The following is a 14,793-nucleotide window of genomic DNA, read 5'->3' as shown; positions in this document are numbered from 1 at the left end:
CGAGGCGAAGCACGACAAAGGGAGAACCGGGACATGGGCAGGTCGATCGCCATTATCGGCACGCGGGGCTATCCCAGTTACTACGGGGGATTCGAGACAGCGGTCCGACGTCTCGCGCCATATCTGGCCGAGCAGGGATGGGAGGTCACGGTCTACGGGAGGCCGGGCACCACGGCTCTCCGGGACCCGGACCGCGACGAGCGGGTGATCACCCGGCAGACGCGGGGTGTCGAGAGCAAGTCGCTCAGCACCCTCTCCTACGGACTCACGGCCGCTCTCGACGCGGCCAAGCGCAAGCCCGACGTCGCCCTGGTGCTCAACTGCGCCAACGGCTTCTGGCTGCCGATCCTCAGGCAGCGCGGCATCCCCACCGTCGTCAACGTCGACGGCATCGAGTGGGACCGCGCCAAGTGGGGCCGGTTCGCGAAGTTCGTCTTCCACCAGGGCGCGGTTTGGACCGCCCGTCACGGCGACCGCATGGTCTACGACGCCGCGGCGATCGAGACGCGCTGGAAGCGGGAGTTCGGCCGCGACGGCGACGTCATCCCCTACGGCGGCGACGTCCCGCCGGAGCACCCGGTCGAGCCGGGGCTGACCCACCGCGGCTACGCGCTGATCGTGGCGCGCTTCGTCCCCGAGAACACGGTGCCCGAGTTCATCGAGGCCGCCGAGCGGATCGCGCGGACCCACGACGTGGTGATCGTCGGCTCGTCCGGCTACGGCGGCCCGATCGACCAGGCGGTCAGCGCCCTCGCGCAGCAGAACGCGCGGGTGCACTGGTTCGGCCACGTCAGCGACGACACCCGGCTCCACTCCCTCTGGCAGCACGCCGGGGCCTACTTCCACGGGCACAGCGTCGGCGGCACCAACCCGGCGCTGGTGCAGGCAATGGCCTGCGGCGCCCCGGTCGTCGCCCGCGACACCGTCTTCAACCGTGAGGTGCTCCAGGAGGCGGGGCGCTTCGTCGCTCCCACCCCGGACGCGATCGCCGAGGGCGTCCTCGCCGTGCTGAACGACCCGATCGAGCAGGAGCGGCTCTCGTACCGCGGGCACCTGCGGGCCGTGCACTCCTACTCCTGGGCCGAGGTGAACGCCGGCTACGAGCGCTCGCTGCTCAGCGTCATCGCCGAGCGGGCCGGCGCGGGAGCGAGCAGGAGCCGGGCGTGAGGGCCCCGCGCGACCTCGGCTACGACGACCTCCTCATCGGCTACCACGTCGGCCCGCTGACGGGCGTGACGGCGGAGCGCGTGCGGACCGCGCTGCGCGACGTCCTCCTCTCGCCCCGCGGCGCCGTGCTCCTGCGGCGCCGCACCCGGCTCCGCGGGTGGCGCCGGATCGACGTGGCGGTCGCCCTGGACGCGGCCGAGCGCGCGGTGCGGGTCGTCGACGGCCCCCTCGAGCGCGAGGATCTGGCGCACCGCCTGCTGGCCTCGCAGTTCGCGCCGGGCGAGCTGCCGCTCCGGATCCTGTTCGACGGCGCGACGGTCGGCTTCACTTTCCCGCACAGCCTCTTCGACGGGACCGGGGCGACCGCGGTCGTGGCGCTCGTGATCGAGAAGCTGGGCGCTCCGGGGGCCGACGGCACCGCCCGGAAGCCGCTCGCCGCCGCACCGCTCCGCGAGGTCGTGGAGCGCTTCGAGCTCACCGGTCTCGCCGGCGCCAGGAAGGCCCGCGACACCTTCCGCACCCTGACCGCCGCGACCGGCACCGGCTACCAGCTCGACGCGACCCTCTCGAAGGAGGAGTCGGACCGCCGCGCGCGCCTCGTGACCGCCGTGCTCGGCCCCGAGACGCTGCGGGCGATCGCCGCGACCCCGGAGCAGGCGCGCGAGGGCCGGCGCCCCGCCCGCCCGCCGGTGTCGCTCAAGACCGCGAGCCTCGTGCTCCGCTGCCTGCAGGACTGCGCCGCCGACGGCCTCGACTTCCGCGTCGTCGTCCCCGTCGACGGCCGCCGCTGGGTCGCGAAGGGCACGGAGGTCGGCGGCAACCTCTCTCCCTCCCTCCCGCTCGGCCGCCTCCGCGCCGACGACTGGTCCGCGACCTCGCTCCTCGAGCGGCTGTCCGCGGCCACCAGGTCCGGCCTCCCCGCGACCTGGCTGCTGGCGAGCGCGCTGCTGAGCGTCAAGACCCTCGTGCAGCACCCGCTGGCGCCCCTCCGCCCGCCGCGCGGGACGCCCCGCGTGCCGTGGGAGATCCACGTCTCCCTGCCCTCGACCGAGGTGCCCGTCCCGGAGGAGCTGCTGCCGCGGATCGAGCCGGACACCATGGTCGGCGGGATGCCCGCCCACCTGCGCTTCCCGCTCGGCGTCTGGGTCGAGGTCGCGCCGATGCGCGACAGCATGCACCTGACCGTCCACGACGAGACCGGCACCTTCGCTCTCGACGGCTTCGAGGAGCGGCTGCTCGCCGCTGTCGGCGCCCGAGCCGCGGAGGCCTCGTGAGCGGGCTGCTGCGCCTCCTGAACTCCCCGATCACCATGCTCGCGAGCCGCCTCTCGGTGGCGGCGCTCGGCCTGGTGAGCGCCCCGCTGATCGCGCAGGCCCTCGGCCCGAGCGGACGGGGCGAGACGGCCGCGGCCCTCGCCTCCATGTACCTGATCCCGATCGTCCTCGCGCTCGGCATGCCCCTCGAGATCCGCCGGCGCGTACTCGCCGCGGCGGGCGACCTCGGCGCGGTGCGCACGGCCCGGCGGCTCGCGCTGCTGACCGCGATCCCGGCCGCGCTCATCGCCTGGCTGCTCACCTCCACCCTCCTCTCGGCGCTCGACGAGGCGGCCACGATCGCGGTGTTCGTCGCGATCACCGGTACTCCGCTCATGGTCTGCTGGATGATCGACATCGGCGTCGTCGGGGCGCAGCGCCGCTTCGGAGCGGTCGCGCTGCTCCAGGCCACGCAGCCGCTGGTCTACGTCGGCGGGATCGTCGTGCTGTTCCTGCTCGACTCGATCACCGTCTCCGGCGTGATCTGGTCGAACTTCGCCGGCTCCGTGATGACCGCGCTGATCGGCTCGCTGCTCGACCGCCCGCGCGGAGCCGCTCCGGCGCCCTGGCGGCCGCTCGTGCGCGGCTCCGTCACCTTCTACGGCGCGCAGGCGTCGGACGCCGCCTACCAGCGCCTCGATCAGGTGATCATGCTGCCGCTGATCGGCTCGCACCAGGCCGGCCTCTACTCCGTCGCCGTGACGATCGGCACTCTGCCCGTGTTCCTCGCGCACGCGGTCGCGGCTCCGGTCTTCTCGGACATCAGCCGGACGGAGGGCGGCGCCCGCGTCACCGCGACCGGCGACGCGCTGCGCTCGGCCTTCGCGGTCGGCCTGGCCTCGGCCGTGTTCCTCGCCGTCGTCACTCCGTGGGGCGTGCCGTTCCTCTTCGGCGACGAGTTCGCGGAGGCGATGCCCGCGGTCCTCTTCGCGATCCTCGGCTCCGTCTTCGTGGTCGTCACCGTCAGCGCGGGCGAGGTGCTCTCGGCGCGCAACCGCGGCATCAGCCTCACCGTCGCCCAGGGCGCCGGGCTGATCACCTGCCTCGTGCTCCTGTTCGCGTTCGGCCCGGCGAACGGCGCGATCGCCGCCGCCATCGCCAACGCGAGCGGGATCCTGACGGCGCTGGTGGTGATGGTGCTCGCGATCCGGCCGCCGGCGCGGACCATCGTCCCGCGGCCCTCCGACGTGCCGCTGGTCGTCCGGCGCCTCACGATGCGGGGCGGCGCGGCATGACCCGCGCCGCGGCGCCGCTGCCCCGGGCGGGCTCCCGCACGGTCGCCCGCGGACCGGTGCGCACCCGCCGCACGCTCCGCGCCCTCCTCGGCCGCGACGGGCTCGGCCTGCCGTGGCTGGGCGTCCTGCTGCTGGTCTTCGCCCTCCCGGCCAACGGAGTCGCCTCCGCGTTCCTGCCGGGTGCCACGGCGACCGCGTTCGGCGCGATCAAGGACGCCACGGTCCTCGGGCTCTTCCTGCTCGTGCTCGTCAGCGGCCGGATCAAGCGGGTGCCGGTGCCGATCGTCGTGCTCGTGCTGATGATCGTGGGCCTCGGCGCCGTCTCGGCCGTGTGGACCGAGAACCCGATCCAGGCCGCCTACGGCTGGCGCAACGACTTCCTGCCGTTCCTCGCGCTCATCGTGGTGCCCGCGGTACTCGAGAAGCGCCACCTCGCGATCCTCGCGACCGCGTTCGTCGTCGCGCTGCAGCTCTCGTCGATCACGACGATCCTCACCTGGAACCAGGGGCTCGACTGGCTGTTCACCCTCGGGGTGTTCCCGCTGGCCCCCGGGACGCCGTTCCCCTCCTCCCTCTTCGTCGCCGGCAGCATCGTGCCCCGCGGCTTCAGCCCCTACAGCGCCCCGAACGAGAGCGCCGTCGCCGTCACGATCGCGCTGGCCGTGCTGTGGACACGCCCGCGCTGGCCACTGTGGCTGAAGGGCGCTCTGACGCTCCTGCCGCTGGTGGCGGTGTACCTGACGCAGTCCCGGAGCGGCTACATCGGCCTGGCGATGCTCGCGGTGACGCTGGTGGCCTGGGCGCTGTTCCGCGCGAAGCCGATGCTGGTCTGGGCGATGCTCACCGTGACCACGGCCGCGGCCGTCGGCGGAGTCACGCTCTACCTCTACATCGACAAGGTGATCTCGCACGTCGCCGACCCGTCGCTGATCGGCCACAGCGACAGCCTGCTCGAGAACATCCCGCTGCTCGTCGCGCACCCGTTCGGCTTCGGCCTCGGCAAGGTGGGCCCGCGCGCGCAGCTGTACTCGACCGACAGCGTCCTGGTCGAGAGCTTCTTCCTGGTGCTCGCGATCGAGTCGGGGATCCTCGTGATGCTGCTGTTCGCGGCGCTGCTGGTGTACCTGTTCCTCCGCGGGCTGCGGGCGCCGACGCTCGACGGCTTCCTGCCCACGGCCGTGGTCGCGGGCACGCTGGTCAGCTACACGGTGCTGCCGACGCTCCAGGAGGGTCCGGTGGCGTACACGCTCTGGATCGTCTGCGGCATGGGCATCGTGGCGGGGCGGGCCGAGCAGGCGGTGCGCCCCAGCACGGCCCGGGTCCGCGAGCCCTCACCCTCGCGCAACGCCGCCCACCTCGACGGGCCGCGCGCCGGCACCGGAGCGCACGTCGTCACTCCCCGGGGGGAGGGGCGCCGGCACCGGCTGCAGCGCTCCCGCGTCTCAGGCGGTCGCCGTCGCCGCGGCGGTGACGACCGTGCTGCGGGGAGCCTGCGCGACAACGGTCCCGAGGACGTCGCCCCCGACGTCCCGTAGGCGGTCGGCCGCGGCGACGAGGTCGGCCGAGGACGAGACGCCGGCGCCCGCGACGAGGACCGTCGTGGCGACCATCTTGCCCAGCAGCACCGCGTCGGTGGCCGAGAGGATCGCGGGGGAGTCGACGATCACGTGGTCGTACCGGCGCGAGAGGTGCGCGATCACGCGCTCCATCGCAGGGGTGCCGATCAGGTCGCTCGGGTTCGCCTGGCTGCCGCCGGCCGTGAGCACGGTGACGCCCTGGGCGCTGACGGGCAGCGACCCGTCGGCGGGCAGGGTGCCGGTGCGGAGCAGGTCGGCCAGGGTCGGTCCGCCAGTGGGGAGGCGGAAGACGGTCGACTGCGCCGGGTTGCGGAGGTCGGCGTCGATCAGCACCACGGTGCGGCCGATCTGGGCGATCGAGACGGCGAGGTTCGCGGCCACCGTGCTCTTGCCGTCGCCCTCGCGGGCGGAGGTGACGAGCAGGGTGCGCTCGTGGGTGCCGGAGCCGAAGAGGAGCGTCGTGCGCAGCATCCGGAACGACTCGGCGACGGCGCTCCGGCCGTCGACGACGAGGGGGGAGCGGCGGACGGCCGTGTCGTAGGGGATCGACTCGAGCACCGGCAGGGTGGTGCCGGCGGCGACGTCCTTGGCCGAGCGGATGCGGGAGTCGCCGAGCGAGCGCAGCACGACGACGCCGACGCCGAGGATGAGGCCGGTCGCTCCTCCGAGCACGAGGTAGACGAGCAGGTCGGGGCTGAGCGGCGAGCTCGGCACGGACGCGGCCTCGAGCACCTTCACGTCGACCCGGCTCGCGCCGCCCGTGACGGGGCGCTCGATCTGGGCGACGTAGCTGCGCAGGCTCTCGGCGACCGAGTCGGCGATCCGCGCGGCCTGCTGGGCGTCGGCGTCGACGACGTCGATGCTCATGATGACGGTGCCGGGGAGCGCGGCCGGCGTGACCTCGCCCGCCAGATCGCCGACGGTCATGTCGAGACCGAGGTCGTCGATGACGGGCTGCAGCACCGAGCTCGAGTCGACCAGCGCGACGTAGGAGGCCACCCGGGCCTCGGCGCTGGTGAAGGAGGCGCCGACCTCGGCGCTGGACTGGTTGTCGGCGGTCGCGACGGAGACGAACACGGTCGTCTGCGCCCGGTACTCCGACTCCGACGCCATGGTCGCCACGGAGGCGGCCGCGAGGCCGAGGGCGACGAAGATCGAGATGACGAGCCAGCCCCTGCGGAGAAGTCGTCCGTACTCGCGAATTCCCACAGGGCCGTCCTTGTCGAGGAGGGATCCGGCGGACCGGATCGAGACGATGAGCGTGCTGCTGTCGATCCTGGCAGAACCGCGCCGCGTGTCACCGGCGCCGGGCCGAGCCGGCACCCCCGGACAGGCGCGGGAGAGGGCCTGCGGCGGGGTCGGGGGCTCGGGGCTGTCGGATCCCGCCCGGTCGGCGTCGCGAGACGACGGACGGCGGCACGGCCGGACCGCCTCCGCTGCCGCCCCCGGTCGTGCCTACTTCTTGTAGCTCCTCGTGAGGGTGTTGTCGCCGGGGGTGGGGTCGCCGATCGCGGTGGAGCTCTTGGCGGTGATGGTGGAGGTGCCGGTCTTGGGAGTGAGGACGATGGTCCTGGTGGTGCTCTGTCCGGCTGCGAGGGTGGGGATCTTCCAGGTGAGGACCGTGGTCCCGGCGATCTTGCCGGGTGTGCGGGTGGCGCCTCCGATGTCGGTGACGGTGGTGGGGACGATCATCTGGATGACGGTGGATCCGGTGTCGCGGGTGCCGACGTTGGTGACGGTGGTGGTGGCGGTGAGGGTCCTGCCGGTGATCTTCGTGGCGGTGGGGGTGAGGGCGACCTTCAGGTCGGCGCGGCTGCCGGAGACGATCTTGACGATGCGGGTGGCGGTCGCGGCGGCCCAGGTGCCGTCGCCGGCCTGGGCGGCGGTGACGGTGCAGGCACTCGTCCCGGTGAGGGTCACCGTTCCCGCGGCGGTGACGGTGCACGGGCCGGTGGCGGTGTAGGTCACCGGGAGACCGGAGGAGGCCCTCGCGGCGAGCGAGTAGGCGACTCCGGTGGTCGGGGTCGCCGACGTGTTCGCGGTGAAGGCGACGGTCTGCGGCTTCTTCTGGATCGACGCGGCGGTCACCACGAGGGTGCGGGTCGCCTGCGGGGCGGCGTTCCGGTCGGCGTCCCCGGCCTGATCCAGGGTGAGCACGCAGTCTCCCGGAGCGGCGAAGGTCACGGTGCCGTTCGCGACGGTGCAGGCCGCGGAGGCGGTCCCGAGAACGATCGGGGCGCTCGACGCGCCGCCGGTGACGGTCGGAGTCCACGTTCCTCCGACGACCGCCGCGGGAGCGGTGGAGGTGAAGGCGAGCGTCTGCGCAGCCCTGCCGATCGTGAAGGCGCGGTCGGCGCGAGCAGCGGCGTGCGCAGCGTCGCCGGCCTGCTCGAGGGTCAGGGTGCAGGTGCCGGCGTGGTCGTAGGAGACCGAGCCGCCGGAGACCGAGCAGGCCCCCGAGGCGGTGAGGCGGGGATCCGCGGAGGAGGGGCCTCGGACGATCACCGGCGTGGACGATCCGCCGACGACCGCGTCGCCCGGAGCCTCGCCGCCGAACGAGACGGACCCGGCGGCCAGGCCCACCGCGATGGTCTGCGAGACCTGCGGAGCGGCGAGATGACCGGAGTCCCCGGCCTGATCGGCCGTGACGGTGCAGGTGCCGGAGCCTTCGAAGGTGACGACGCCGTCCGTCAGGGTGCAGGCGCCCGAGGCGGCGAGCACGACCGGCTGCCCGGACGCGCCGCCCGTCGCGGCGGGCGTGTAGGTGCCGCCCGGGACGGCGGGGGAGGGGGGAGTGGAGGTGAAGGCGATCGTCTGGGCCGGAAGGGTCACCTGAACGGTGCCGGCGACGTTCGGAGCCTGCTGATAGGTGGAGTCGCCCTGCTGGAACGCGTAGTACGAGCAGGTGCCGACAGCGGTGAGGAGGATGTCGACGGAGCCCGGATCGACCCGGGTCGTGCGGCAGGCGTCGTAGGCGACGGCGAAGGCGGGCAGGCCCGAGCTCGTGGTCATCGTGAGGGTGACGGTGTCGCCGACGGCTCCGGTCGTGGGAGGGGTCGAGGCGAGGGTGATCGTCTGGGGGCCCTTCCGCACCGTGAAGGTGGACGACCGCTGCAGAGCGGGCGCGTAGTCCGCGTTCCCGAGCTGGTCGGCGGTGACGACGCACTCCTCGCCGACCTCGGTGAAGGTCACCACGCCGTCGGCGATGGTGCAGCCGCCGGTCGCGCCGTAGGTCGTGGGGAGCCCCGACGTGGCTGTCGCGACCGGGGAGTAGGTAGCGGAGCGCGCGGTGTCGATGCCGTGCGGGTAGTCGTAGACGATGCTCTGCGGGAGGCGGTCGACGGTGAACGATCCGGTGCGCTGCGGCGCGGGGAGGTAGAGCTCCGAGCCCTCCTGGTCGAAGCGGATGGTGCAGGTGCCCGGGTGGAGGTTGCGCACGGAGGTGCCGCCGATGATCGAGCAGACCTCCGGGGTCGTGCTCGTCACCGTCACCGGCAGGCCGCTGCCGGCACTGGCGCGGAGGTCGGCGTCCTCATCCGTCGTGAGAGCGCTCGTGGGGAGGCGGAAGTCGATGCTCTGCGCCTTCCGCACCACCTCCTCCGCCGGCTTGGCGACCACCGTGAAGCTCGTCTCGACCGCCGGGGCCGACGCGTAGCGCTGGTCACCGGGCTGGCCGGCGCGGACGACGCAGGTCCCCGCGGCGACGCCCGCGAACACGGACCGGCTCAGTCCCTCGAAGAGGAACGGAGTGCCGTCGAGCCGGCAGACCTCCGGCGTCGTGGTCGTGAAGTCCACCGGGAGACCCGAGGTGGACGTCGCGGTCACCGAGTAGGACCCGGTCGAGTACGCGTAGCCCGCCAGAGCGAAGGCGACCGACTGGGACCTCGGCGAGAGAGTCCTGGTGCGGACGACGTCCGGAGCCGCGGTCCAGCCCGTGCCCCCGGCCTGGGAGGCGGTGATGGAGCAGAGCCCGCCGACCCGGCCGACCGCGCGTCCCGCGGTCACCGTGCACACGTCAGGAGTGGTGCTGACGTAGGTCACCGGCAGACCCGAGGACGCGGTGGCCTGCAGGACGAGGTCCCGACCGTCGGTGTCGAGGCCGGTCAGCTCCGGGAACGCGATCGTCTGCCCGGTCTGCGCGGTGAGGGTGAAGGTCGAGCGCGTGATCGGCGTCCGCGCGTAGACGACGGGATCCCGGTTGTACCCGTTGAATCCGGTGTAGAGCGCGCGGATCTCGTGGCTCCCGCGCGCGAATCCCTCCGGGACCTCGATGCTCACGGTCTCGGACGTCTCCGCACCGGTCAGCGTGACGGTGCCGAGCGGTCGCTGCGTCTGGCCGGTGAACTCGGTGAACGAGATCGATCCTCCGCCGATCTGGTCCGGCTTCCTCGTGTAGCCGGTGTCGACGTCCCGGTAGGAGTTCTTCGAGAGAGTGGCGGTGAGGGTCGTGGGGACGTCGATCGCGGTCGTCGACGCGCTCACCGTCATGGTGGCGTCGGGGAGCCAGGAGACGAGTGCGTCGCCGACCTTGTAGGGGCTGAGTCCGGGATCGGCGATCGGCCAGCTCCCTCCGCCTCCGCCTCCGCCGCCGGCCGCTCCCAGGCTGGTGTAGATGAACTCGCCGCCGCCCGCACCGCCTCCGCCGCCGCCCGCCGATCCGGCGCCGCCCTGTCCGCCGCTGGCGTAGACGTCGCCCGAGGCCCGCGCGCCTGCTCCACCGAAGCCGTGAGGGTCGGCGCCCAGGCCGTCCCAGAACATGTGCCCGGTGCCGCCGCTCGCCTCCGAGCCGAACGTCGGGACGGCATCGAGGAAGCCGCCGAGGTAGGCGGTGTCGCCACCGCTGCCGCCGACCCCCGGGGTGTCGATCGTCGCGCCGCCGCCGCCGCCCCCGGGGAAGCCGCCGGTGCCGTGGCCTGCTTCGCCCGGCCGGCCGGCGGCACCGCCGTCGGAGCCGTCGTACAGGATGGTCGCGCTCGATCCGCTTCCTCCGCCCGCGGCGACGGCGATGACGTCGCCGCCGACGGGGTCGCAGTTCTCGTCGGGTTCGCTGAAGGACACCCACTTGGCGTCCCCACCCCCCTCGAAGCCCCCGCTCCGGAGGCTTCCCCAGTAGATCGTCTGACCGGGCGTCACCTTCACGTCGTAGAGCGTGAAAGCGGCGCCGGCGCCGCCGGTGCCCCCGGTGTTCCCCACGCTGTCGAAGTCCTGACCGTCGGCTCCACGGTTTCCCCGGGCGGTGACGTCGGCGGTGTGGACGTTCGCAGGCACGGTGAACCTCCCGTCCGTCGTGCACGCGTCGTAGAAGCGGTTGGCGGAGGCGGGGGGTGCGCCGACCAGCGTGAGCGCCGCGGCGGCGAGAACCACCGCGAGACCGCCGGCGAGGGGGCGCCGGAGGCGGGACCGCGTCGAGGGGGACGGGGTCGAGCGCATGGCGGGCCTTCCGGACGCCCGGACGGGTCGGGGGATCCGATTCTCAGGCGATCCGCAGGTTACGGGCGGGGCGACAGCAGTGCCAGAGGAAGCGGGGCACGCGGGCTTAACGGGGGGTGACGCATCGGCGGGCTATTGCCGGGGAGGTCGGACGGCCGTGGTCCGGGGGGTCGATCCGGATGGCGCGCACTCGAGGAGCTCGGCGCTCCTCCACAGGGCGCGGATCAGCGCGGGCATCCCCGTGAAGCGATCGTCACGATCCGGAGCCCTCAGGACTCGGAGCCCCGCCGAACCCGCAGCCGCGTCTCCTCGAGGTCGAGCAGCGACTGGGCGTCGCGCAGGATGCGCTGCGGGTAGGCGCGGCGCGAGCGCGCGTCCAGCAGCGCCTCCCGCTCGGCGGCGACCACGGCGAGCCGCAGCGCCCGGTAGAGGCGGTGCGGAGTGTCGGCGACCGACCGCTCCGTGCCGCGCGAGCGCTCCCAGGCGGCCTCGGAGCGGAGGAACGACGTCTGGCGCACCCGCTCCAGGACGTCCGGAGCGACGTCGTCGGCGCCCTCGACGGCGTCGCCCGGGCGCTCGAGCACCGAGAGGCCCTTCTCGGTGATCTCGTCGAGCAGGCCCGCGAGCGCGCGCTGGTCCTCGGGCACGTCGATCCCGCGGATGCCCAGCGCCCGGATCAGCAGCGGCAGCGTGCTGCCCTGGACCAGCAGGGTCGCGACGGCCACGGTGAAGGCGATCAGCACGAGCTGCGGGCGGTACGGGATGTCCTCGGGCAGCGACTGCGCGGCCGCGAGGGTCACCACTCCGCGCATCCCGGACCAGCCGAGCACCAGACCGCCGCGCCAGCCGATGCCGTTGCGGCTGAAGTGCCGGTAGTCGCTGCGCCGCAGCAGGTAGCGCCGCTTCGCCCGGCCGCGCTCCTCCTTCGGCAGCTCCTGCGCCTCGGGCGACTCGAGCAGCTCCTTCTGCTCGCGGGCCCGGCGCTCGGCCCGGCGGGTCTGCCAGCGCTCGCCGAGGAGGACCGGGCCGACCCAGAGGAAGCGCACGACGATCAGTCCGACCACCGCGATCAAGCCGATCCCGACCGCTCCGGGCACGGAGAGGCGCGCGCTGTCGGCGTCGTGGATCAGCGAGCGGATCTCGAGCCCGATCAGCAGGAACACGCCGTTCTCGAGCAGGAACTGCACGGTCCGCCAGTTGATCCGGTCGTTCACCCGCGACTGCGCGGTGAAGGCGCGGGAGGAGGCGTGCCCGGTGTGCAGACCGGCGACGACCACGGCCAGCACGCCCGAGGCGCCCAGGCCCTCGGCGGGGATGAACGCGACGAACGGGACGATGAAGGAGAGGACGGTGTTGAGCACCGGGTCCTCGAGCCGCGAGCGGACGAAGACGGTGACCACGCTGGCCACGAACCCGACCACGACGGCCACGACGACCGCGGAGAGGAAGTCGCCGATCGCCGCCCACGGCGTCGCGAGCGTCCCCGCGGCGGCGGCGAGGGCCGAGCGGAGGAGCACCAGCGCGGTCGCGTCGTTGATCAGCCCCTCGCCCTCGAGCAGGGTGAGCAGCCGCGGCGGGAGGCCCAGCCGCCGGCCGACCGAGGTCGCGGCGACGGCGTCGGGCGGGCTGATGATCGCGCCCACGGCGATCGCCAGGCCCGGCCCGAGGTCGGGGAGGAGGAGGAAGAGGAGCGCGCCGACGCCGGCCGCCGAGATCAGCACCAGCACCACCGACAGGCCGGTGATGGTGGTGAGGTTCCGGCGGAAGTCGATGAACGGGACGCTGAGCGCCGCCGCGTACAGCAGCGGCGGCAGCACGCCGTCGAGCACCCACTCGTGCGGGACGACCACCTCCGGCACCCCGGGGATGTACGAGAGGCCGACGCCGGCGAGGACGAGGACGATCGGGGCGGCGACGCCGAGGCGCCGCGAGAAGACGGCGACCGCGACGAGGACCGAGACGCCGACGATCGCGGCGATGCCCAGCTCCATCAGCGGAGGCTCTCGAGGGCGCAGAAGGGCATGGTCTCGTCTCCAGGGGGTGGCGGGCGATCGCCCGGGACGAGTCTGCGCCTCTCGGCGGATGCGGTGCAGGGGGTTGCGAGCGCCCGGAGTCCCGCGCCGGGGTCAGCCGTCGTCGCGAGCGGTGCGCCGGTCGAGCAGGCGGGCGAGCGCGAGGAGGAGCGCCATGGCGCCGAGCGCGGCGACGGCCAGCGCGAGCGCGGCGCCGGGCTCGAGCGTGATCCCGCGCTCGACGACCTGCGCGCGCAGCACCGGGTCGGCCGAGACGACGAGCAGGCCGATCGAGGCGGCGGCGAGGACGAGGCCGTAGAGGACGGCGCCGGCGCGGATCCGCGGGCGAGCGGTGGCGGGGGTGGGCGTGGTGGTCATCGTGCGGCTCCGGTCTCGGGGGTGGGGCTGGGGGTGGCGGGCGTGGCGGGCTCGGCGTCCGGAGTGGAGTCGTAGACGCGGATCGACCCGCCCTCCTGGGCGATCCGGACCACGAACGGCTCGGCCTCGGGGTCGCCGAAGGTCTGCGTCCACAGCTGACGGCCCTCGGCGGTGCGGACCTCGCGGGGCGCGTCGATCGCGCCTCCGTCGGCACCCAGCACCAGGAGCTCGGTGTCCTCGGTGGTCGCCTCCACGCGGACCGCCGTGCCCTCCGTCGTGGCGACGGACACCTGCCCGTAGCCGATCCAGAGGTCCAGCGGCTCGCCGGAGGCCTCGTAGCCGGGTGCGACCGTGACCTGCAGGTCGCTCGCCGCGAGCGTCGCGTAGCGGCCGGGGGCGGCGCTCGAGAAGCCGTAGGAGCCCAGCACGGGGAGCAGCTCGCGGTCGGTCGGCAGCACGGCGGCGCAGGCGGCGGTGACCAGCGCGACCGTCGCGAGGGCGATCAGTGCGATCGCGCGCCTCCGGAAGAGGCCGGCGAGAACGATCACCACGGCCAGCACGAGCGCGGCGGAGGCGGCTCCGACGACGAGGGCCGTCGGTCCGGAGGCGGTGAGCGAGACCAGCGCGCCGGTCAGAGCGGCGGCCCCGAGGGCGAGCAGCGTGAGGCTCGCCCGCAGTCGGGGGTTCGCGGCGCGTCGGAGGCGAAGGCGCTCCAGGCGCGCAGCGGTGGCGGCGGCGGCGGCGAGTCGCGCCTCCTCCGCCCGGGCGCGGGCCGTCTCACGGGCCGACGCGCTCTGCTGGGCGCGGAACGCCTCCCGCTCGGCCCGCCACGCCTCCTGGCGCTCGCGCCACTCGGCGACGGCCTCGGGGGACGAGGGGCGCTCGTCCTGCAGTCCGGGGTCGGGTGCGGGGTAGCCCGCAGCGGCGGGCGCCGGGTACGGGAGCGTCGCGGAGGGGTGCGCGGACGGGGGGGCCTGGGCCGGGGCGGCGGCCGCGTCGTCCGATCGCCGGCTCCGCCGCACGACCCAGACCACGAACGCCACGATCAGCCCGAGCACCACGAGCGACCACAGCGTCCGCCCGGTCGCGGGCGCCCAGGGCATCGCCCCGGTGTAGGCGCCGCCGAGCGACCAGAAGCCCTGCGCCACCGGCAGCATCGAGGCGAGCACGAGGACGCCGATCCCGGCGTGCACCCGGTCGAGCGAGCCGCGCAGCAGCCGCTCCACCGGCAGGGCGCCGTCCTGGTCGGGCAGCAGCAGCCAGGCCGCGGCGTAGAGGAGGAGCGCGGGCCCGCCCAGCACCGCGACGACGAGCACGATGCCGCGCACGATCAGCGGGTCGATGCCCAGCCGGTCGGCGATCCCCGCGCAGACGCCGCCGATCCAGCCGGGACGGCGGGGCAGGTCGAGGCCGCGCAGCCAGAGCACGAAGCGGTTCTCGGGCGCGGGGGGCGGATCGGCGGGGCCGGGGGCTCCCGGGCCGGGGCGCTCGGAGCCGGCGCTGTCGTGGCCGTCGGCTCCGGGGTCCGTCGCGATCGGCGTCGTCGACGTGCTCGCCGCCTCCGCGCCGTCCGGCTCCGGGGAGCCCGGCGGGGTCGTGCTCTGTCCTGTCATGCTGCGAGTCTCCCGTGCGCTCCGCGGCCCGGGCCATCGGGGGAACCCCTGATCCGACCCCGAGAGCA

9 protein-coding genes are annotated in these 14,793 nt (G+C 74.1%); 4 read left to right on the top strand and 5 right to left on the bottom strand.

Annotated elements, in window-relative coordinates; translation table 11 throughout:
• Nucleotides 1–33 precede the first annotated feature (33 nt).
• From C5D44_RS07240 to C5D44_RS07225, 4 genes are read left to right on the top strand one after another with little or no spacing between them, the layout of a single operon-like run.
• Nucleotides 34–1,167: a glycosyltransferase gene (locus C5D44_RS07240; RefSeq protein WP_104281273.1), complete on the top strand. Its 1,134-nt coding sequence runs from the start codon at nucleotides 34–36 to the stop codon at nucleotides 1,165–1,167.
• Nucleotides 1,164–2,441 (top strand): hypothetical protein, encoded by a 1,278-nt coding sequence (locus C5D44_RS07235; protein ID WP_104281272.1) that lies wholly within the window; start codon nucleotides 1,164–1,166, stop codon nucleotides 2,439–2,441. Before C5D44_RS07240 ends, C5D44_RS07235 begins: the two co-directional genes overlap by 4 nt.
• Complete coding sequence (locus tag C5D44_RS07230) at nucleotides 2,438–3,715, top strand: lipopolysaccharide biosynthesis protein (RefSeq protein WP_104281271.1); 1,278 nt, start codon at nucleotides 2,438–2,440, stop codon at nucleotides 3,713–3,715. The genes C5D44_RS07235 and C5D44_RS07230 overlap by 4 nt, the downstream gene beginning before the upstream one ends.
• Nucleotides 3,712–5,250, top strand: a complete 1,539-nt coding sequence (locus C5D44_RS07225) for an O-antigen ligase (RefSeq protein ID WP_104281270.1) — start codon at nucleotides 3,712–3,714, stop codon at nucleotides 5,248–5,250. The genes C5D44_RS07230 and C5D44_RS07225 overlap by 4 nt, the downstream gene beginning before the upstream one ends.
• Here C5D44_RS07225 and C5D44_RS07220 read toward each other — a convergent pair.
• From C5D44_RS07220 to C5D44_RS07200, 5 genes are all read right to left on the bottom strand, one after another.
• Nucleotides 5,158–6,501 (bottom strand): polysaccharide biosynthesis tyrosine autokinase, encoded by a 1,344-nt coding sequence (locus C5D44_RS07220; RefSeq protein WP_181118465.1) that lies wholly within the window; start codon nucleotides 6,499–6,501, stop codon nucleotides 5,158–5,160. The two genes, C5D44_RS07225 and C5D44_RS07220, sit on opposite strands and share 93 nt — an antisense overlap.
• Before the next feature lie 246 nt (nucleotides 6,502–6,747).
• Entirely contained in the window at nucleotides 6,748–10,722 is a 3,975-nt protein-coding gene (locus tag C5D44_RS18640; RefSeq protein ID WP_104281268.1) for a DUF11 domain-containing protein, read from the bottom strand.
• 269 nt (nucleotides 10,723–10,991) lie between these two features.
• Nucleotides 10,992–12,713 (bottom strand): sodium:proton antiporter, encoded by a 1,722-nt coding sequence (locus tag C5D44_RS07210; RefSeq protein WP_104281267.1) that lies wholly within the window; start codon nucleotides 12,711–12,713, stop codon nucleotides 10,992–10,994.
• Between the two features lie 135 nt (nucleotides 12,714–12,848).
• Nucleotides 12,849–13,112 (bottom strand): hypothetical protein, encoded by a 264-nt coding sequence (locus C5D44_RS07205; RefSeq protein WP_104281266.1) that lies wholly within the window; start codon nucleotides 13,110–13,112, stop codon nucleotides 12,849–12,851.
• Nucleotides 13,109–14,725 carry a PspC domain-containing protein gene (locus tag C5D44_RS07200; protein WP_104281265.1) on the bottom strand — a complete coding sequence of 539 codons (1,617 nt, stop codon included), beginning with the start codon at nucleotides 14,723–14,725 and terminating at the stop codon, nucleotides 13,109–13,111. Before C5D44_RS07200 ends, C5D44_RS07205 begins: the two co-directional genes overlap by 4 nt.
• Nucleotides 14,726–14,793 lie beyond the last annotated feature (68 nt).

It is taken from the genome of Rathayibacter sp. AY1B5 (assembly GCF_002932795.1).
Taxonomy (GTDB): domain Bacteria; phylum Actinomycetota; class Actinomycetes; order Actinomycetales; family Microbacteriaceae; genus Rathayibacter.
Note: the sequence above shows the minus strand (reverse complement) of the source record. Positions and strands in the feature narration are given on the sequence as shown.